The following is a 20,350-nucleotide window of genomic DNA, read 5'->3' on the forward strand; positions in this document are numbered from 1 at the left end:
CACAACCCCCCGGCCGCCTGCGCGGGATCCCGCCCTGCCCCCTTTTCCACCTGACCCTGGTGGGCGCGGCCCCCGGCCGCCCCCTCCTCGTGCTCTCACCCGGCTAGACCCAGGTGTCGAGCCACATCCTGTTCCGCCACTGGTCCATCGGGATCGCCGTGCCCGTGTAGATCGGCCAGAAGTAGATGAAGTTCCAGACGATGAGAAGAACGAGAACTCCCGCCCCCACCGCCCCGAACGTCCGGCGTCTCTCCGAGGAGCCCGCGGGGCCGATGATCGCGCCGAGCATCATCGTCACCGCCAGGCACAGGAACGGCACGAACACCACCGCGTAGAAAAGGAAGATGGTGCGTTCCTGGTAGAGGAACCACGGCAGCCAGCCCGCCGCGATGCCGCAAGCGATCGCGCCCGCCCGCCAGTCCCGGCGGAAGAACCAGCGCCAGAGGATGTACAGGATCGCGAAGCAGGCCGCCCACCACAGCAGCGGTGTGCCCAGGGCAAGGACCTCCTGAGCGCACTTCTCCGTCGCGTTCGACGGGCAGCCCGCCGTGCCCGGTGCCGGGGACTCGTAGAAGTACGAGACGGGGCGGCCCAGGACGATCCAGCTCCACGGGTTCGACTCGTACGTGTGCGGCGAGTTCAGGCCCACGTGGAACTTGTAGACCTCCGTCTCGTAGTGCCACAGGCTGCGCAGCCAGTCCGGCAGGAACGCCCACGTCCCGCCGCCGTCGATCTTGTCCTGTTCGGCCGCCCAGTTACGGAAGTACCCCTTGTCGGTGACGATCCAGCCGGTCCAGCTGACCAGGTACGTCACGATCGCGACCGGCACCACCGAGACGAAGGCGGGCAGCAGGTCGCGCCGCGCCACCGACGCGTACGGCCGGATCGCGCCCGCCGTGCGCCGGCCGCCCACGTCCCACAGCACCGCCATCAGACCGAACGCGGCCATCACGTACAGGCCGTTCCACTTGGTCGCCGCCGCGAGACCCAGCGACACGCCGGCCGCGAGCCGCCAGGGCCGCCAGCCGAGCCGCAGCGTCTCCGCGGTCCAGGCGTCCGGCCGCAGCAGCCCCTCCTCGTCCTCCGGGAGCGCCGCGGCCAGCTTCCGCCTCGCCCAGTCCCGGTCGACGACCAGGCAGCCGAACGCGGCGAGCACGAAGAACATCAGCACCTGGTCCAGCAGCGCCGTGCGGCTCATCACGAAGTGCAGGCCGTCCACCGCGAGCAGCAGACCCGCCAGGCACCCCAGGAACGTGGAGCGGAACAGCCGCCGCCCGATCCGGCAGAGCATCAGCACCGACAGGGTGCCGAGCAGCGCCACCATGAACCGCCAGCCGAACGGGGTGAAGTCGAAGATCTTCTCGCCCAGACCGATGACCCACTTGCCCATCGGCGGGTGGACGACGTAGCCCGGCTCGGTGGGGATCGGGACCGCGTCCGGGTTCAGCAGGATCGACTTGTCGACGTCCTTCGGCCACGCCCCTTCGTAGCCCTGGTTGATGAGCGCCCAGGAGTCCTTCGCGTAGTACGTCTCGTCGAATATCACCGCGTGCGGCTTGCCCAGGTTCCAGAACCGCAGCAGCCCCGCCACCAGCGCCACCAGCAGCGGACCGCCCCAGGCGGCGAGCCGCCACACCCGGTTCGCCGCCCCGGGCGAGACCCCGAGCAGCGACCAGAGCCGCTCCGACGGCCGCGTGTAGGGCGGTACGAGACGCTCCCGCAGCCCCGGTCCGGCGGCCCTGGATGCGGGGGATGCGTAGCCGAAGCGCCGCAGACGCTGCTGCCACGACGGAGGCTCTTCCACGGCGCGCTGACCCTGCAGGGCCTCGGGTGCGGTACTGGTCACGGCGCCATCGTAGGGAACGCGCCTGTGCGAGTCGCCTGTCCGGGCTGCGAGGATGACCCATGTGACAGGAACGCTGGTACTTGCAGGGACCCCCATCGGGGAGATCGCGGACGCCCCGCCGCGGCTCGCGGCCGAGCTGGAGACCGCCGACATCGTCGCGGCGGAGGACACCCGGCGGCTGCGCGGCCTGACCCGGGCCCTCGGTGTGCACACCACGGGCCGGGTCGTCTCGTACTTCGAGGGCAACGAGTCCGCCCGTACGCCCGAGCTGGTCGAGGCGCTCGTCGGCGGCGCGCGGGTGCTGCTCGTCACGGACGCGGGCATGCCGTCCGTCTCCGACCCCGGCTACCGGCTCGTCGCCGCCGCCGTCGAACAGGACATCAAGGTCACCGCCGTCCCCGGCCCCTCGGCCGTGCTGACCGCGCTCGCCCTGTCCGGGCTGCCCGTGGACCGCTTCTGCTTCGAGGGCTTCCTGCCCCGCAAGGCCGGCGAGCGGCTCGGCCGGCTCCGCGAGGTCGAGAAGGAGCGCAGGACCCTCGTCTACTTCGAGGCCCCGCACCGGCTCGACGACACCCTCGCCGCCATGGCCGAGGTCTTCGGCGCCGAGCGCCGGGCCGCCGTCTGCCGTGAGCTGACCAAGACGTACGAGGAGGTCAAGCGCGGCGGCCTCGGCGAACTGGCGGAGTGGGCGAAGGAGGGCGTACGGGGCGAGATCACCGTCGTCGTCGAGGGCGCCCCGGAGGCGCCGCCCGCCGAGCTGGACGCCGAGGAGCTGGTGCGCAGGGTGCGGGTGCGCGAGGAGGCGGGGGAGCGGCGCAAGGAGGCCATCGCGGCGGTCGCGGCCGAGGCGGGCCTTCCCAAGCGCGAGGTGTTCGATGCCGTCGTCGCGGCAAAGAACGCGGCTGCGTCGGGCCCGGGGAAGGGTAAAGAGCTATCGTGAAAAGCAAAGCGAAACCCGCGCGGCGGGCCTCCTGAGGGCCTGAGAGCAAGGGATGGCCCAAGGGCTTTCCATTGTTCGTCCGGCGCTGATGCGCTCCGGCCCGAAAAGGCGTCCACTGGATCAGTGGAGAGGAGCTGGCATGAGTGAGATCACCGGCACCGGCATACCCGTCGCCCACGAGGCGTACGCCTTCGCCTGCATGAGGTGTGGGTACGGCTGGGAGCAGGCGTACGACATCGAGCACCACGTCGACGCCGCCGGCCAGGAATTCATCGTCTACAAGGCCGGTGGTGAGCGAGTCCCCTCGCCGCTGTCCAGTCCGACCTGCATGAACTGCGGCGGACACGTCGTCCGCATCATGCGCGCGGGTCAGGTTTCCTCGGTCCTGGACTCGTGGGAACAGGCCCATCACCGAAACGTCCCGGGGACGCCGCGCAGGCCGGTCATCCCGGCCGGGCCGATCGGCCTGGCGGGGCCGATCGGGCAGGACCTGGAACGCGAGGAGGGCCCGGAGCGGGACGCCCCCGGACCGGTGCACATCGAGGAGCCCCGCCGTCGGCGCCTGTTCCACCGCAAGCCGCCGGCTTCCTGACCACCGACCCCGCAGGCCACCGCGAGTGAACTCATGGCCCCTCGTACGATCGGGGCCATGAGTTCCAAGGACGCCCCGCCGCCGCTGCCCGAGCCCCTCCTGGTGCCCGTGGCGGACTCGCACACCCACCTCGACATGCAGTCCGGCACCGTCGAGGAGGCCCTCACCAAGGCCGCCGCCGTCGGCGTCACCACCGTCGTCCAGGTGGGCTGCGACCTCAAGGGCTCCCAGTGGGCCGCCGAGACCGCCGCCGCGCACGAGAACGTGCACGCCGCCGTCGCCCTCCACCCCAACGAGGCGCCCCGGATCGTCCTCGGCGACCCGGACGGCTGGTCCCGTCAGGGTGCCCGCGAGGCGGGCGGGGACACGGCCCTCGACGAGGCGCTCGCCGAGATCGACCGGCTGGCCGCCCTGCCGTACGTACGGGCCGTCGGCGAGACGGGCCTGGACTACTTCCGCACCGGCCCCGAGGGCATGGCCGCCCAGGAGCGCTCCTTCCGCGCCCACATCGAGATCGCCAAGCGTCACGGCAAGGCGCTCGTGATCCACGACCGGGAGGCCCACGCCGACGTGCTCCGCGTCCTGGCGGAGGAGGGCGCTCCGGAGCGGACCGTCTTCCACTGCTACTCCGGCGACGCCGAGATGGCCGAGATCTGCGCCGCGAACGGCTACTTCATGTCCTTCGCCGGCAACATGACCTTCAAGAACGCGCAGCCGCTGCGCGACGCCCTGGCCGTCGCCCCGCTGGAGCTCGTCCTGGTCGAGACGGACGCCCCGTTCCTCACCCCGGCGCCGTACCGCGGACGGCCCAACGCGCCGTACCTCATCCCGATCACCGTCCGCGCGATGGCGGCCGTGCGCGGGATCGCGGAGCAGGAGCTGTGCGAGGCGATCGCGGTGAACACCGCCCGCGCCTTCGACTACTGAGATCGACGAGCGACGGAGATCACCGATCCGCCGAGAGATCACCGATCCATAACGGTTACGTGCAGTAGTCGGGTCGCTTTGTAGCGTGACGGCCGCGGCGGCTAGGGTCCCGGCCTCGTGAGCACTTCCCAGGGCAGTCACCGAGCCGGACGGCGGGCAGCGACGGGGCCCGTGCCCGTGCCCGTCCACGACCAGCCGACGCAGGCGGCCGTACTCGTACCGGGTCAGGCCGCCGGCCAGGGCACCCGTGCCGAGGCTCGGCGGGCCGCCCGCCGCCGGAAGACCGCCCCCGGCGCGGTCGAGGGGCTGCGGCGCATCGTCCCGCAGGCCCTCGTCGTCGCCTTCCTCGCCGGCGGCACCAGCGCCTTCGTCGCCAACGACAAGGCGATCCGGCTCTCCGTCGACGGCGTGCCGCGCACCCTGCACACCTTCGCCGACGACGTCGACGAGCTCCTCGCCGACGAGGGCCTCGCCGTCGGCTCCCACGACATCGTGGCCCCCGCCCCCGGCGCGGACCTGGCCAGCGGCGACGAGGTCGTCGTCCGCTACGGCCGGCCCGTCGCCCTCACCCTCGACGGGCAGCGCCGCCAGGTGTGGACCACGGCCCGCACCGTCGACGGCGCCCTGCGCCAACTCGGGGTCCGGGCCGAGGGCGCGTACCTCTCGGTCTCCCGCTCCGCCCCCATCTCCCGCCGGGGCCTCGCCCTCGACGTCCGCACCGAACGGACCGTCACCCTCCTCGCCGACGGCCGCGCACGGACCCTGCGCACCAACGCCGGCACCGTCCGCGAGGCGGTCGAGGAGGCCGGGATCACCCTCTCCGGCCAGGACACCACCTCCGTACCGCCGAGCTCCTTCCCGCGCGACGGCCAGACGATCACCGTCATGCGGATCACCGGCACCAGGGAGGTCCGGGAGGAGCCGATCCCGTACGCCGTCGAGAAGACCCGCGACCCCGAGCTCTTCGCGGGCATGGAGGTCGTCGAACGGCAGGGGGTGCAGGGCGTGCGCCGGGTCACGTACGCCCTGCGGACCGTCAACGGCGTCCGGCAGAAGCCGAAGAAGATCGGCGAGGAGATCGTGCGGGAGCCCGTCACCCGGAAGGTGAAGGTCGGCACCCGGCCGCTGCCCTCGTCGGTGGCCGGCGCGGACGGTCTCGACTGGGGCGCGCTCGCGGCCTGCGAGTCCGGCGGCCGGCCGGGCGCGGTCGACCCGTCGGGGACGTACGGCGGGCTCTACCAGTTCGACCCCGGCACCTGGCGTTCGCTCGGCGGCAGCGGAGTCGCCCAGAACGCGCCCGCCTCGGAGCAGACCTACCGGGCGAAGAAGCTGTACGTGCAGCGGGGAGCGAGTCCGTGGCCCCATTGCGGCCGAAGGCTGTACCGGTGAGCCGTAGGCTGTACCGGTGAGCACCACCACCGGCCCCGAAGGCCCCGACGCCCTCCTCGGCCCCGCCGACATCCGTGAACTGGCGGCCGCGCTCGGCGTACGCCCCACCAAGCAGCGCGGCCAGAACTTCGTCATCGACGCCAACACGGTCCGGCGGATCGTCCGCACGGCCGAGGTGCGCCCCGACGACGTGGTCGTGGAGGTGGGCCCTGGGCTCGGCTCGCTGACCCTGGCGCTCCTGGAGGCCGCGGACCGGGTGATCGCCGTCGAGATCGACGACGTGCTCGCCGGCGCGCTGCCGTCGACGATCGCGGCCCGCCTGCCGCGGAAGAAGGACCACTTCGCGCTGGTCCACTCCGACGCGATGCACGTCGAGGAGCTGCCGGGCCCGCCGCCCACGGCGCTCGTCGCGAACCTCCCGTACAACGTGGCCGTGCCCGTCCTGCTGCACATGTTGGACCGTTTCCCGACGATCGAGCGGACCCTGGTCATGGTCCAGGCGGAGGTCGCCGACCGGCTCGCCGCGCAGCCCGGGAACAAGGTGTACGGCGTGCCGTCGGTGAAGGCCAACTGGTACGCCGAGGTGAAGCGGGCCGGCTCGATCGGCCGCAACGTCTTCTGGCCGGCGCCGAACGTAGACTCGGGCCTCGTCTCGCTCGTCCGCCGTACGGAGCCGGTGGCGACCACCGCCTCCAAGGCGGAGGTCTTCGCGGTCGTCGACGCGGCCTTCGCGCAGCGCCGCAAGACCCTGCGGGCCGCGCTCGCGGGCTGGGCGGGCTCGCCCGCGGCGGCGGAGGAGGCGCTGGTGAAGGCCGGGATCTCGCCACAGGCGCGGGGCGAGTCGCTGACGGTGGAGCAGTTCGCGCGGATCGCGGAGGCGAAGGCATGAGCGGTACGGGGCTGGGGCGCGGGGCGGGCACGGAGCCCGGCACGGGTACGGATGTCGACGCGGGTGCGGGAGCCGGTTCGGCCGGCGGCCGGAGCGTCACCGTACGGGTGCCCGCCAAGGTCAACGTCCAGCTGGCGGTCGGCGGGGCACGCCCCGACGGCTTCCACGACCTGGCGAACGTCTTCCTCGCCGTGTCCCTGTACGACGAGGTCACCGCGACGCCCGCGGACGAGCTGACGATCACCTGCGAGGGGCCGGACGCCGACAAGGTCCCGCTGGACCGGACGAACCTCGCCGCGCGCGCGGCGGAGCTGCTCGCCGCCCGGCACGGCATCTCCCCGGACGTGCACCTGCACATCGCCAAGGACATCCCCGTCTCCGGCGGCATGGCGGGCGGCAGCGCGGACGGCGCGGGCGCGCTGCTCGCGTGCGACGCGCTGTGGGGCCTGAACTCCTCGCGCGCGGACCTGCTGGAGATCTGCGCCGAGCTCGGCAGCGACGTGCCGTTCAGCCTGGTCGGCGGGGCGGCGCTCGGCATCGGACGCGGCGAGCGGCTGACGGAGCTCCCGGTCGGCGGCGGCTTCCACTGGGTGTTCGCCGTCGCCGACGGCGGGCTCTCGACCCCGGCGGTGTACGGCGAGTTCGACCGGCTCGCCGAGGGCGTCACCGTCCCCGAACCGGTCGCCTCCCCGGCGCTCCTGGACGCCCTGCGCACCGGCGACGTGACCGCCCTGGCGGGCGCGCTGGCCAACGACCTCCAGCCGGCCGCCGTCTCCCTGCGCCCCTCCCTGACCGCCACCCTGAACGCGGGCACGGCGGCGGGGGCCCTGGCGGCGCTCGTCTCGGGCTCGGGCCCGACGACGGCGTTCCTGGTGAAGGACGAGGACGCGGCCCGCACGGTCGCCGAGGCCCTGATCGCCTCCGGCACCTGCCGCACGGCCCGCGTGGCGACGTCCCCGGCGCCGGGTGCGGCGGTCCTGTAGCCCGCCAGGGGCCGCCTCCTAGCCCTTGTTCAGCGTGGCCAGGAGCAGGTTCGGGTTCGGCACCTCCTTGAAGAAGGACGCGCTGGTGACGTAGACGGTCTTGTCGTGCACGGCCACGGATGTCGGGTTGGACAGCCCGTCCTGCCCGGTGAGCACGATCTTGTGCGTCCCGTCGGGGCGTACGAGGGCGACCTCGTCGCTCATGATCAGCGCGGCGAGGACCGTGTCGCCCTTCCCGGTGAAGCCGAAGTCGTCGATCCACGTGAGCCCGGTCGCCCGGGTCTCGATCGGGCCGGCGCTCTTGTCGGCGCGTACGGGGATGCGCAGCAGGGTCTGGCGGTCGGTGTTGGACACCCATACGGCGTCGTTGTGGAACTTGAGGCCGTTGGCGCCGACGCCGACGCCGTCGGGTGGGGCGATGGGCTGGAGCGCGGTCCCGGTGGACCAGGCCGTGGGCGTACCGCCCTCCTGCGGGACGCTCCACACGGTGCCGCGCACCGAGTCGGCGACGTACAGGGTGCCGCACTTCTCGTCGAGGGCGAGGGCGTTCGGGAACCCGTCGGCCGGCAGCTCGGCGATCTGCACGGGCGCGGCGCCGTCGGGGCCGATGCGCCAGACGCCGTTCTCGCTCGTCCCGGTGGCGTACGTGACGTACAGGGTGCCGTCGTGGGCGCGGGTGATGCCCATGGTCGCGGCCACTCCGATGACGGGGGTGTTCGGGTTCGCGACGGCGGGCAGGGTCGCGAGGATCCGGGTGGCGCCCTTCGTGTCGACGCGGGCCACCTGCCGGGCGAAGGCGAACGTCACGTTCGCGGAGCCGTCGGGTGAGAGGGCGATGTTCTCGGGAGCCTGTCCGGCGGCGAAGTCGAAGCGGGCGACGACGCGCGGATCGGTGACGGTCGGCTGTCCGGCCGAGGTGGGCGCGGAGGCGAGCAGAGCGAGGGCGAGGGCGGCCGTGGCGGCGGCCGCCAGGCGTGGGAGTCGGGGCATGGGCCTCTCCTGGGGCGGAGGTCGGGTCGTGCGGTGCCGGTGCGGCACTCCATGAACATGACGAACAGTCAGGTGGAGGAGGCGGTGCCGTGGCCGGGAGATCGCCCGCGTGGTCGACGACTTGGGCCCAGTCGGCCCGTACTCAGACCCGAGTTGAGTATCCGAGCGGTGCCGCGGGCCCGCCGCCGGGCGGGACCGTACCCGCATGGGAAACAGCGGAATCAGCGGAATCAGCGCGCGGGAGCTCGCCGCCGCCACGCCCGCGACCCGGGACCGGTACGTCGACCTGTTGCGGGTCGCCTCGCTCGGGGTCGTGGTCCTCGGTCACTGGCTGATGGCCGCGGTGACGTCCGACGGGTCGGTGGGGAACCTGCTCGCCGTCGTGCCGGAGCTCCAGGTGGTGACCTGGGCGTTCCAGGTCATGCCGGTGTTCTTCTTCGTCGGCGGCTTCTCGCACGCCCTCGCCCACCGCTCCCGCCCCCAGTACGCAGCCTTCCTGCGCGCCCGGCTCCAGCGGCTGCTGCGGCCGACGATGGTGTTCGTGGGGGTGTGGGGCGCCGCCGCGCTGGTGATCCAGCTCCTCGGCGCGGACGGCGGGCTGACCGGGGTCGCGCTGCGGCTCGTCACCCAGCCGCTGTGGTTCATCGGCATCTACCTCGCGATGGTGGCGTTCACCCCGCCCCTGCTCACGCTGCACGAGCGGTGGGGATGGAGCGCGTTCGGCGCGCTCGTCGGCGGGGCGGTCGCCGTGGACGTCCTGCGGTTCGCGTTCGACGTGCCCTTCGTGGAGTTCCTGAACTTCGCCTTCGTATGGCTGGCGATCCACCAGCTCGGCTTCCTGCGGGCCGACGGCATGATCCGGCTTCCCGGCGCCCTCGCCGCCGGCGGTCTACTCGGCGCGGGGCTCCTCGTCGCCCTCGGGCCGTACCCGCTCTCCATGGTCGGGATGCCCGGCGAGAAGGTCTCCAACATGGCCCCGCCGACCCTGGCGCTCCTCTGCCACGGCCTCTGGCTGGTCGGCGCGGTGGAGCTGCTGCGGGGCCCGGGAGCCCGGTTCGCCGCCCGGGCCGGCGTCTGGCACAAGGTCGTCGCCGCGAACGGCATCGCGATGACCGCGTTCCTGTGGCACCTGACCGCGATGCTCGGCGTGTACGGCGCGCTGCTCGCGCTCGACGTGACGCTGCCCGCGCCCGCGACATCCGCCTGGTGGGCCCAGGTGCCCCTCCGGTTCGCCGCCGCGGCCGTCCTCACGGCCCTGCTCGTCGCCGCCTTCCGCCGCTTCGAGCGCCCCGCCCCCGCGGCCCCCGCCACCGGCTCGGGCGGCCTGCCGGCCGCCGTGGGCATCACCCTGGCGCTCTTCGGTGTCCTCGGTCTGTCGATGACGGGCTTCGCCGGCCTTCTGGACGGCCACGCGGCGACTCTGATCGCCGTCCGCGTCACCGCCCCGGCCGCCGTCACCATGGCCCTCGTCGGCTGGCTGCTCGTCGAGCGGGCGGGTCGCGTAGGCAATCCCGGGAAGCGCTCTACCTGATCCCGAGTCAGATATTGGGACTGGCACGGCCGTTGGTGCCTGCGCTGCAAGAACCGGTCCGTGCGACCTCGCACGTTCGGCTACCCCTACGCTGGTGCCTTTCACGATCGTGAATCGGTGCGGTGCGACGGATGGGAGCGGGACGGGTGACGGGGGAGAGCGGCGCGGAGATGGTCGGCCAGGTTCTGGGCGGGCGGTACCGCGTGACCGCGACGATCGGGCGCGGTGGCATGGGCGTGGTCGCCCGTGCGGTGGACCAGGTGCTGAACCGCGAGGTCGCCGTCAAGGTGCTGCGGGCCTACACCGACGCCTCCGCCGCCGAACTGGCCGATCTGCGGGTCCGGATGGAGCGGGAGGCGCAGGCCGCCGCCCGTATCCGGCACAGCGGTGTGGTGACCGTGCACGACGTGGTCGAGGAGCAGGGGCTGCCGGTCATCGTCATGGAGCTGGTCGACGGGCCCTCCCTCGACGACGTGCTGACGGAGCGGGGTCCGCTGGACCCGCGCGAGGCGGCCGCGATCGGTGCCAAGGTGATGGACGCGCTCGCGGCGGCGCACCGGGCCGGGGTCATGCACCGGGACGTCAAGCCGGGCAACGTACTGCTCGAGCGCGGCGGGCGGGTCGTCCTCACCGACTTCGGCATCGCCACCATGGAGACCGCCGGCGACGAGGCCATGGCCAAGCTGACCCAGAGCGGCCAGATCGTCGGCTCCCTCGACTACCTGCCGCCGGAGCGCGCGCAGGGCCAGGAACCGGGCGCCGCGTCGGACATCTGGTCGCTCGGCATGACGCTGTACGCGGCGGTGGAGGGCGCCTCGCCCTTCCGCCGTACCTCGGTGTGGTCCACGCTGGCGGCGATCGTCGGCGAACCGCTCCCGGAGCCCCGGCGCTCCGGACCGCTCGCTCCGGTCCTGCAGGCGCTGATGGCCAAGGAGCCGCAGCACCGGCCCGACGCCGGGCGGGCGCGCGAGATGCTGGAGGCGGTCGCCGCGGGCCGGACGGTGGACCCCGTGCCGGGCCCCGGACAGGGCTGGGCCCCTGGTCCCGTACAGGCCCCCGCCCCTGGTCCCGTACAGGCCCCGGCCCCGGGGCACGTACAAGCGTCCGCACCTGGCCCCATGCAGGCCCCGGCCTCAGGTCCGGTCGCCCCGTCCGGCGCCTTCGGTCCTGCCGCCGTGCCGTTCCAGCAGCCCGTCCCGCAGCCCGCGCCGCAGCCCGCGGGCGCCGCCTACATGCCGACCGACCCGCACGGCGGTGTCCCCCAGCCGGGCATGCAGTCCGGCATACCCGCCGGTCGTGGCAGCCGCTCAGAGACCCGTACCGCCACGATCCGCGCGCGGCGGCGCCGCACCCGTACCGTCGTCGCGGCGGCGGTCGCCACCGTCCTCGCCGGCGGCGGCGTCGCCTTCGCCCTGATGAACGCGGGGGGCGATACGGGCGGCGGCGGCTCGCAGGCGGCGCCGCCCGCGGCGAGCGGCCCGTCCGACGGTGACATGTCAGGTACGGGCGGCGCGTCCGACGGCGCGACCTCCCCGGGGGACCTGACGTCCATGGGCCCCGGCGAGACCCCCTCCGCGACGCCCTCGAAGGAGAAGGACGGTTCCGGCAAGGACGGAGGGGCAGGGCCCACGACGACGCCCGGGACCGGGAGTGACGCGCCGGACGCGAAACCGTCCGCCTCCGCGAAGCCCACGCCCAGTTCCACGGGGAACGAGCCCACCCCGGTGTCGACGGCGTGCACCGGCTGGGCCCACTCCAACCGCAGCGACGGCCACGGATACATGTCCCAGAACTCCCACCTCTACACCGGGCCGTACGCGGAGTGCGGCTGGGTGACCACGGTCAAGTCCGGCGCGAAGATCTACTACCACTGCTACGTCACCAATGCCCATGGCAACAAGTGGATGTACGCCCGGATCGAGGGCACGGAGAGCGAGGGCTGGGTGTACGGCGACAAGACCACCGGGGGCAGCGGCACACTCAACCGCTGCTAGAGCCTGTCTCCTGGATCTTGCCGGGCGTCGCCGCACCGGCCCGGCCGTCTACCCTTGGACCTCGATCCATCCCCCGGTACAGGAGTCAAAGTGGCCGTCAATCTGGTCAATGTCGAGGCTGTCAGCAAGGTGTACGGCACCCGTGCCCTGCTCGACGGCGTCTCGCTCGGCGTCTCCGAGGGCGACCGGATCGGCGTCGTGGGCCGCAACGGCGACGGCAAGACCACCCTCATCCGGATGCTCGCGAAGCTGGAGGAGGCCGACACCGGGCGCGTCACGCACAGTGGCGGGCTACGGCTCGGCGTGCTCACGCAGCACGACTCGCTCGACCCGAAGGCCACCATCCGGCATGAGGTCATCGGCGTCATGGCCGACCACGAGTGGGCCGGCAGCGCCAAGATCCGCGACGTGCTCACCGGGCTCTTCGGCGGGCTCGACATGCCCGGCTTCGAGAAGGGCCTCGACACCGTCATCGGGCCGCTCTCCGGTGGCGAGCGGCGCCGGATCGCGCTCGCCAAGCTCCTCATCGAGGACCAGGACCTGATCGTCCTCGACGAGCCCACCAACCACCTCGACGTCGAGGGCATCTCCTGGCTCGCCAAGCACCTCCAGGAGCGCCGCTCCGCGCTCGTCTGCGTCACCCACGACCGCTGGTTCCTCGACCAGGTCTGCACCCGCATGTGGGACGTGCAGCGCGGTGATGTGCACGAGTACGAGGGCGGCTACTCCGACTACGTCTTCGCCCGCGCCGAGCGCGAGCGCATCGCGGCCACGGAGGAGACCAAGCGGCAGAACCTGATGCGCAAGGAGCTCGCCTGGCTGCGGCGCGGCGCCCCCGCCCGTACCTCCAAGCCCCGCTACCGCATCGAGGCCGCCAACGAGCTGATCGCCGACGTGCCGCCGCCGCGCGACACCTCCGAGCTGATGAAGTTCGCCAACGCCCGCCTCGGTAAGACGGTCTTCGACCTGGAGAACGTCACCGTCACGGCAGGCCCCAAGACGCTGCTCAAGCACCTCACCTGGCAGCTCGGCCCCGGCGACCGCATCGGCCTGGTCGGTGTCAACGGTGCCGGCAAGACCTCCCTGCTGCGGGCGCTGGCCGACGCGGCCGTGACTCAGGGCGACATCCAGCCCGCCGACGGGAAGATCGTCGTCGGCAAGACCGTACGGCTCGCCTACCTCTCCCAGGACGTCACCGAGCTGCCCGCGACGCTGCGGGTCCTGGAGGCCGTCCAGCAGATCCGCGACCGGGTCGACCTCGGCAAGGGCCGGGAGATGACCGCCGGTCAGCTCTGCGAGCAGTTCGGCTTCTCCAAGGAGAAGCAGTGGACGCCGGTCGGCGACCTCTCCGGCGGCGAGCGGCGCCGGCTCCAGCTGCTGCGGCTCCTGATGGACGAGCCGAACGTCCTCTTCCTCGACGAGCCCACCAACGACCTGGACATCGAGACCCTGACCCAGCTGGAGGACCTCCTCGACGGCTGGCCGGGCTCGATGGTCGTCATCTCCCACGACCGCTTCTTCATCGAGCGCACCACGGACCGGACGTTCGCGCTGCTCGGCGACGCGGCGCTGCGGATGCTGCCGCGCGGCATCGACGAGTACCTGGAGCGGCGGCAGAAGATGATCGAGGCGTCGGTCCCGGCTCCGGCCGCGACGCAGGCCGCGCAGCAGAAGCCGGGTGTCTCCGCCGCCGCCGCGCGCGCCGCGAAGAAGGAGTTGCAGAAGGTCGAGCGGCAGTTGGACAAGGTCTCCGAGAAGGAGGCCAAGCTGCACGCACAAATCGCCGAAAACGCCACGGACTTCGAGAAGGTCGCGAAGCTGGACGCGGAGCTGCGGGAACTGGCCGGGGAGCGCGAGGAGTTGGAGATGCGCTGGCTGGAACTGGCCGAGGACGCGTAGAGAAGCCGTGCAGAACGCGTAACGGCGGTATCACGGGCCGGTCCTCCCTTGGGAACAAGGGGTGGACCGGTCGCTTTTGCGCCATCCCCCGAGTGGTAGAAAGAAAACCCGCTCACATCAAGGGGGAACGCGCTGATGACCCAGCCGCCCAGCAACCAGCCGCCGGGCTTCGGCGCACCGGACCCGAACCAGGGTGGCACGCCGCCGATGCCGCCGGTCCCGCCACAGGCCCCACCGGCCCCGCAGACACCGCCGCCCGCCGCGCCCGGCCCGTACGACCAGCCGGCGCAGCCCGGTTACGGCTATCCCCAGCAGGCGCCGCAGCCCGGGTACGGCTACCCGCTGGGGGCACCTCCCGGGCCGCAGGGCCCAGGGGGACAGCAGCCCCAGCAGCCGGGGCCGTACGGCCAGCAGCCGCAGCCCGGACCGTACGGGCAGCAGCCCGGCCCCTATGGCCAGCAGCCCGGCCCGTACGGCGGCTACCCCGGCCAGCCCCAGTACCCCGCCGCCCCGACCCCCTCCGGGGGCGGCAACCCCTTCAAGGGCAAGCCGGGTGTCATCATCGGCGCGGCCGTGGCCGCGCTCCTGGTGATCGGTGGCGGCACCTGGTTCGCCCTCAGCGGTGACGGCGAGAAGGAGCCGGTCGCCAATCCGACCGCGAGCAGCGGCACTCCGAAGCCGTCCGAGTCCGTGGACCAGGGCGACGGCAGCGGCGACGGCGAGGGCCGCAACGGCGAGGACGACCTCAACGCCGGCCGCAAGCCCGGCGAGGCGAAGATCAACTGGCTGCTCAAGAACAACGTCGACCTGCCCCGCAACGGCGCCGACGTCTTCGGCCCGTGGGTCGTCGGCGACGTCGTCGTCAAGGGCATGTACAAGAGCCTCGACGGCTACAGCCTCAGCGACGGCTCCGCGAAGTGGCACCTGGACCTGCCCTTCGAGCTGTGCACGACCGCCCCCGAGCCCGCCGCCGACGGCAGCCTCGTCATCGGCGTCAACGACAGTGCGGGCGACCGCGCCAAGTGCACCGAGCTGCAGAAGGTCGACCTCAAGACCGGCAAGGTCGGCTGGAAGAAGTCCGTCCCCAAGGGCACCGGTTTCAGCTCGCTGTCCGACACCACGATCGCCATCAGCGGCAACACGGTGACCGCGGCCGGCACCGGCAACTCGCACGGCTACTCCCTCGCCGACGGGCGCGACATCTTCACCGGGCCGACCAGCGGCTGCAAGCCCTACGCCTACGCGGGCGGGGCGAAGCTGATCGCCGCCGCCAGCTGCCCCACCAGCGACTACAAGAAGAAGCAGGAGCAGATCAGCGAGGTCGACCCGAACACCGGCAAGGCGCGGTGGACCTTCAAGCTCCAGCCCAACTGGGAAGTCGACAAGGTCTACTCGGTGAACCCGCTGGTCGTCTCCGCCCAGCAGCGCGACGAGAAGAAGTGGACCGTCTTCGCCGTCACGCCGGACGGCAAGCTCCGCTCGCAGATCGAGGGCGGCAAGGACAAGTACGCGCCCAACTGCGGCGGTTCCTTCGTCGTCTTCGGCCGCAACCTCCAGGGCTGCACCGGCGTCGCCGCCGACGCCGGCACGTTCTACATGGCCACCGAGGCCGCCTACGGCACCGCCAACGCGGTCGTCGCCTTCGATCTGAACACCGGCAAGGCCAAGTGGCGCGCCTCCGCCCCCGCCGAGCGGACGATGACCCCGCTGCGCATGGAGGGTGCGGACGTCCTGCTGTACGTGGACGCCTCGTACGACACCGGCGGCGCGGTCGCCACCCTCGCCCCGACCGGTGGCACGCCGAAGATCCTGCTCCAGCACCCGGCGTCGACGGCCCAGGTCGAGAACACCTTCTACGACGCGGGGTACGCCTACGGCAACGGCACGTTCGTCGTGTCCAGCGGACGGGTGAGCGCCTCGAACGACAAGGAAGAGAAGGAAGTCAAGACGATGATGGCCTTCAGCAAGTGACGGCTGTCGGACTCCGATGACGACACCACAGCAGCCGGGCCCGGCACCGCAGCAGCCGGGCCCGCCCCCGCCGACGTACGGGCCGTACGGACGGCTCAATCCGTACGGAGGCGGGGGCCCCGGCCCCGACACGCCCCCTGCGCCGACTCAGGTGCAGCCGCCCGTTCGCGGGAAGCGCCGCACGACCGCCGTGATCGCGGCCGTCGTGGCGGCGCTGCTCGTCGTCGGCGGTGGGACCTGGTACGCCCTCGGCGGCCCCGGGGAGCGCACGGACGACAAGGCGTCCCCGAGCGGGAGTCCCGCGCCGGTGACGTCGTCCGCGCAGCCCTCGGGTCCCCCCGCGCCGGACGCCGCCGCCGCGGCCCGCTACAACACGGGACGCGCCCCCGGCGACGCCTCCGTGCTCTGGGTCCGTAAGAACGACATCGACGTGCCCGGTCTGGGCGGCGACGTGTTCGGCCCGTGGGTGGTCGGGGACACGGTCGTCACCGCCATGTACCGCACGGTCACGGCGCATTCGGTGACCGACGGCACGGTGAAGTGGCGGCTGAAGCTCGACACCGAGATCTGCCGGGCGTCCCAGATCGCCTCCTCCGACGGGAAGATCGCCCTCGCCCTGAAGGACCGCCTCCACGCGGAGACCGACGAGTGCCGTCGGCTCCAGATGGTCGATCTGGCCACCGGCAAGGCCGGCTGGCAGCAGAAGATCGTCGAGCAGAGCAAGTGGGACATGAGCCACGAGTACTCGATCGCGATCAGCGGCGGCACCGTCACCGCGGGCCGGCACGGGTTCTCGACCGGCTACCGGCTCAGCGACGGCAAGCAGATCTTCGGCAGGTGGGAGGGGAGCGCCTGCCAGCCGTACGCCTACGCCGGCGGTCCCGCTCTCGTCGCCGCGGTGTCCTGCCCGACCTCCGACGCCGACAAGCCGCAGGAGGAGATCCACGGGGTGGATCCGGCGACCGGCACGTCCCGTTGGAAGTACCGCCTCCCGGTCGGCTACCGGGTGGACCACGTCCTCTCCGTGCGGCCGCTCGTCGTCTCGGCCCACAACCGTGCCGAGGACAAGCACGGCGTGGTCGTCCTCAACGAGGACGGGACCAAGCGTTCCTCGCTCCAGGGCACTGACGACTACGCCGAGGGGTGCACCGAGGACGTCGTCCACCAGGGCAATCTGCAGCGCTGCAAGGTCGTCGCGGACGACACCACCCTGTACATGGCCACCGCCGGGGCCGGCAAGGGCAAGAGCAACGCCGTCGTCGCCTTCGACCTGACCACGGGCAAGGAGGTGCGCCGCATCCAGGGGCCCGTGGACCACATGGCGTGGCCGCTGCGGATGGAGGGCCGTTCGCTGGTCGTCCGGATGGCCGCGCTCCTCGACGGGCCCGGCACGCTGGCCACCGTCGCGCCGGGCACGAGCAAGCCCGTCGAGCTGCTCCGGATCCCGAGCGCGGCCGGACGGGCCGAATCACGCTTCTTCGACTGCCCGGCGGTGTACGTCGACGGCCGGTACATCCTGGTGCAGAGCACGGTCACCGGCTCGGACGACGCTGATGAGATGAAGAGGGAGACGCTGATGGCCTTCGGCAAGTGACACCGATTCCCGCCCGCCTTCCGACACTTCAGAGGTACGCACGCCATGACGCAGCCGCCGCCCCCGCCCAACCAGCCCCCGGGCCCGCCGCCGAACCAGCCGCCCGGCCCGCCCCAGGGGGGCTTCGGCGCGCCCCAGGACCCCCCGCCGGGCGGGTTCGGCGCGCCCACGCCGCCGCCGGAGCAGCCCGGGTACGGATACCCGCAACAGCCGCCGACGCAGCAGCAGCAGTACGGATATCCGCAGCAGCCGCCCACGCAGCCGCAGTACGGATATCCGCAGCAGCCGCCCACGCAGCCGATGGGGGCACCTCCCGGGCCGCAGGGCCCCGGGGGACAGCCGCAGTACGGCTACCCGACCCAGCCGCAGTACCCGCAGCAGCCCGCACCGGCCGGCGGCGGCAAGAAGCTGTCCACGCAGATGCAGATCATCGTCGCCGCCGTGGTCGCCGTCGCCCTGATCATCGGCGGTGGCATCTGGTACGCCAACTCCGGCGGCGGTGAGGAGAACGAGACCGCCAACGGCGGCACCGGTTCGACCCAGGGCCAGGAGGGCCAGAACAAGGGCAACGGGCTCGGCGGCAACGGCAAGGAGAAGGTCCCGGCCAACACCCAGGCCAAGCTGTCGTTCCAGCTGCCCGAGCCGAAGGTCGAGGACCTCACGGACGTCTCCGGCTCCTGGATCACCGACAAGGCGTTCGTCAAGACGGGCGTCAACTCGATCGTCGGCTACGACCTCGCCAAGGGCACCCCGCTGTGGACGCTGCCCCTGCCGGGTCAGGTCTGCGGCACCTCGCGCCACGTCACGGCGGACCGCAAGGTGCCGATCCTCTTCGAGGCGACCAAGCGCGTCGCGCCGAAGTTCTACCAGGTGTGCACCGAGGTCGGCCTGGTCGACCTGAACACCGGCAAGCTGGTGTGGTCCACCTCGGTCACCGGCGGGTCGGCCGGCGACCAGAAGGTGCGGTTCAGCGAGGTCACGCTGAGCGGCACGACCGTCGCGGCCGGCGGCACGGACGGCGGCGCCGCCTTCGACCTGGCCAACGGCAACCCGCGCTGGAAGCCGCAGGCCAACGCGGAGAACTGCTTCGACATGGGGTACGGCGGCGGCGAGGGCCTCGTCGCGGCGCGCAAGTGCGGGTCGTACGACGCCCAGTACGTCGTCATCCAGAACCTCAACCCGACGACGGGCCAGCCGATCTCGCAGTACAAGATGCCCGCGGGCGTGGAGTACGCGTCGATCGTCTCCACCAAGCCGCTCGTCGTCGCCGCCGACGTCGGCGACACCGCCGGTGACGGCAGCGGCATCTCGGACTTCTTCTCGATCGACGAGAAGACCGGCAAGCTGAAGGTCAAGATCGCCGCGAACGCGGACCGCTTCGCCGGCCGCTGCCGCTCGACCACGGTCGAGGAGTGCACCAAGGTGCTCGTCGGCAACAACCGGCTCTACCTGCCGACCGAGGAGCACGAAGGCTCCACCGGAGAGTACGGCGACGAGACCAACGAGATCGTCGCGTTCGACCTGACGAACGGGAAGACGACCCCCGAGAAGGCGGACGCCGGGGACCGGTACACGCTCGTCCCGCTGCGGATGGACGGCGGAAACCTCATCGCGTACAAGGTTCCGCCGTACGACAAGGGCGGCCAGATCGTCTCCATCGACGGCGGCACGATGAAGTCGACGGTGCTCCTGGAGAACCCGTCCGACAAGTCGGTGCGCGACGCGGAGGACTCCTTCAGCGAGGACTACTCCGAGATCCTCTTCGCGAACGGCCATATGTTCATCTCCGCGCTGAACATCAGCAAGCCGCGTGAGTCGTCCTCGACGAACGACAAGGAGTACCTGGCACTGGCGTTCAGCACGAACTGAACCCCGCCTGGGACCGGGACGGCCCGGCGCGTCGAGTGAAGTCGACGCGCCGGGCCGTTCGCTTCCCAACGGGTGGCGGGTCAAGGTGATTTCAGCCCGTGGGTGGCATTCCGTCGGAGTTCGGGAACGTATGCCCACAGGAGCGTGTAGTTTGCCGGGTCATCGGAGTGCTGGGGCCGGGGGACGGCACCAGGGGGGATAAGGGGTTGCTCGATGGGCGTGCGGCTCATGGTGGTCGACGACCACCGCCTGCTCGCCGAGGCGCTCGCCTCGGCACTGAAACTGCGTGGGCACCGGGTGCTCGCGGCGGCCGCCCCGGCGGCGGGCGCCGCGGAGCTGGTGGTGAGCCGCGCACCGGAGGTGTGTCTGCTCGGCACGGCCGCACCGGCCGAGCCGGGCGCCTTCGACCCGATCGTACGGATCAAGCGTGAGCGGCCGCAGGTGGCCGTGGTCGTGCTCGGCCCGGTGCCCTCGCCGCGCGGGATCGCGGCGGCCTTCGCGGCCGGCGCCTCGGGATACGTACGGCACGACGAGCGCATCGAGGGCGTCGAGCGCGCGCTGATCAAGGCGCGGGCGGGGGAGGCGGCGGTGGCGCCGCAACTGCTCCAGGGGGCCTTCGCCGAGCTGCTCAACCCGGCGGCGCAGCCGGACGACGAGGGGCAGCGGCTCCTCGGGATGCTGACGCCGCGAGAGGTCGAGGTCCTCGTCCGGGTCGCGGAGGGGGAGGACACGCGGCTGATCGCCGCGGGGATGGGGATCGCACCGAGCACGGCGCGGACGCATGTGCAGCGGGTGCTGATGAAGCTGGGGGTGGGGTCGCGGCTGGAGGCGGCGGCCTTGGCGGCCCGCACCGGTCTGTTGGATCGCGCCCATGTGCCGGGGGCCCGGAGCGAGGGCCTCTAGCCCCTGCGGAACAGAAGCCCACAACAGGGGTGG

15 protein-coding genes are annotated in these 20,350 nt (G+C 72.2%); 13 read left to right on the forward strand and 2 right to left on the reverse strand.

The genetic code is table 11. From position 1 onward, the window contains the following. Window positions 1-103: 103 nt before the first annotated feature. The gene (locus tag ACFV9D_RS06685; RefSeq protein ID WP_385141924.1) at window positions 104-1,846 is read right to left on the reverse strand and encodes a dolichyl-phosphate-mannose--protein mannosyltransferase; all 1,743 of its coding nucleotides are present in this window, start codon (window positions 1,844-1,846) and stop codon (window positions 104-106) included. Window positions 1,847-1,898: 52 nt separating this feature from the next. Between ACFV9D_RS06685 and rsmI the strand changes: the two genes are divergently transcribed. From rsmI to ACFV9D_RS06715, 6 genes are all read left to right on the forward strand, one after another. Beyond that, entirely contained in the window at window positions 1,899-2,786 is an 888-nt protein-coding gene (gene rsmI / locus ACFV9D_RS06690) for a 16S rRNA (cytidine(1402)-2'-O)-methyltransferase (protein ID WP_385141927.1), read from the forward strand. 139 nt (window positions 2,787-2,925) lie between these two features. Beyond that, the gene (locus ACFV9D_RS06695) at window positions 2,926-3,378 is read left to right on the forward strand and encodes a hypothetical protein (protein ID WP_385141930.1); all 453 of its coding nucleotides are present in this window, start codon (window positions 2,926-2,928) and stop codon (window positions 3,376-3,378) included. A gap of 57 nt (window positions 3,379-3,435) precedes the next feature. Then, window positions 3,436-4,305 (forward strand): TatD family hydrolase, encoded by an 870-nt coding sequence (locus tag ACFV9D_RS06700; protein ID WP_385141933.1) that lies wholly within the window; start codon window positions 3,436-3,438, stop codon window positions 4,303-4,305. A 117-nt stretch (window positions 4,306-4,422) separates the two neighbouring features. Next, a complete protein-coding gene (locus tag ACFV9D_RS06705) occupies window positions 4,423-5,694 on the forward strand; it encodes a ubiquitin-like domain-containing protein (protein WP_385141936.1) in 1,272 nt (423 codons plus the stop codon). Between the two features lie 16 nt (window positions 5,695-5,710). After that, window positions 5,711-6,583 (forward strand): 16S rRNA (adenine(1518)-N(6)/adenine(1519)-N(6))-dimethyltransferase RsmA, encoded by an 873-nt coding sequence (rsmA, locus tag ACFV9D_RS06710; protein ID WP_385141939.1) that lies wholly within the window; start codon window positions 5,711-5,713, stop codon window positions 6,581-6,583. Continuing rightward, window positions 6,580-7,566, forward strand: a complete 987-nt coding sequence (locus tag ACFV9D_RS06715) for a 4-(cytidine 5'-diphospho)-2-C-methyl-D-erythritol kinase (RefSeq protein WP_385141942.1) — start codon at window positions 6,580-6,582, stop codon at window positions 7,564-7,566. Before rsmA ends, ACFV9D_RS06715 begins: the two co-directional genes overlap by 4 nt. A gap of 18 nt (window positions 7,567-7,584) precedes the next feature. Here ACFV9D_RS06715 and ACFV9D_RS06720 read toward each other — a convergent pair whose 3' ends face one another. Further along, window positions 7,585-8,556 (reverse strand): hypothetical protein, encoded by a 972-nt coding sequence (locus ACFV9D_RS06720; RefSeq protein WP_385141944.1) that lies wholly within the window; start codon window positions 8,554-8,556, stop codon window positions 7,585-7,587. Between the two features lie 205 nt (window positions 8,557-8,761). Between ACFV9D_RS06720 and ACFV9D_RS06725 the strand changes: the two genes are divergently transcribed. From ACFV9D_RS06725 to ACFV9D_RS06755, 7 genes are all read left to right on the forward strand, one after another. Continuing rightward, window positions 8,762-10,087 (forward strand): acyltransferase, encoded by a 1,326-nt coding sequence (locus ACFV9D_RS06725; protein WP_385141947.1) that lies wholly within the window; start codon window positions 8,762-8,764, stop codon window positions 10,085-10,087. A gap of 146 nt (window positions 10,088-10,233) precedes the next feature. Continuing rightward, window positions 10,234-12,081, forward strand: coding sequence for a protein kinase (locus tag ACFV9D_RS06730; RefSeq protein WP_385141951.1), 1,848 nt, complete (start codon window positions 10,234-10,236; stop codon window positions 12,079-12,081). 90 nt (window positions 12,082-12,171) lie between these two features. Next, window positions 12,172-13,980 carry an ABC-F family ATP-binding cassette domain-containing protein gene (locus tag ACFV9D_RS06735; RefSeq protein ID WP_385141953.1) on the forward strand — a complete coding sequence of 603 codons (1,809 nt, stop codon included), beginning with the start codon at window positions 12,172-12,174 and terminating at the stop codon, window positions 13,978-13,980. Window positions 13,981-14,115: 135 nt separating this feature from the next. Beyond that, window positions 14,116-15,951: a PQQ-binding-like beta-propeller repeat protein gene (locus ACFV9D_RS06740; RefSeq protein ID WP_385141956.1), complete on the forward strand. Its 1,836-nt coding sequence runs from the start codon at window positions 14,116-14,118 to the stop codon at window positions 15,949-15,951. A 16-nt stretch (window positions 15,952-15,967) separates the two neighbouring features. Continuing rightward, window positions 15,968-17,545 carry a PQQ-binding-like beta-propeller repeat protein gene (locus ACFV9D_RS06745; protein ID WP_385141959.1) on the forward strand — a complete coding sequence of 526 codons (1,578 nt, stop codon included), beginning with the start codon at window positions 15,968-15,970 and terminating at the stop codon, window positions 17,543-17,545. Between the two features lie 45 nt (window positions 17,546-17,590). Continuing rightward, window positions 17,591-19,414 (forward strand): PQQ-binding-like beta-propeller repeat protein, encoded by a 1,824-nt coding sequence (locus ACFV9D_RS06750; RefSeq protein ID WP_385141961.1) that lies wholly within the window; start codon window positions 17,591-17,593, stop codon window positions 19,412-19,414. Between the two features lie 213 nt (window positions 19,415-19,627). Continuing rightward, window positions 19,628-20,317, forward strand: a complete 690-nt coding sequence (locus ACFV9D_RS06755; RefSeq protein ID WP_385141964.1) for a LuxR C-terminal-related transcriptional regulator — start codon at window positions 19,628-19,630, stop codon at window positions 20,315-20,317. Window positions 20,318-20,350: the final 33 nt, after the last annotated feature.

Source organism: Streptomyces sp. NPDC059875 (genome assembly GCF_042731085.1).
GTDB lineage: Bacteria > Actinomycetota > Actinomycetes > Streptomycetales > Streptomycetaceae > Streptomyces.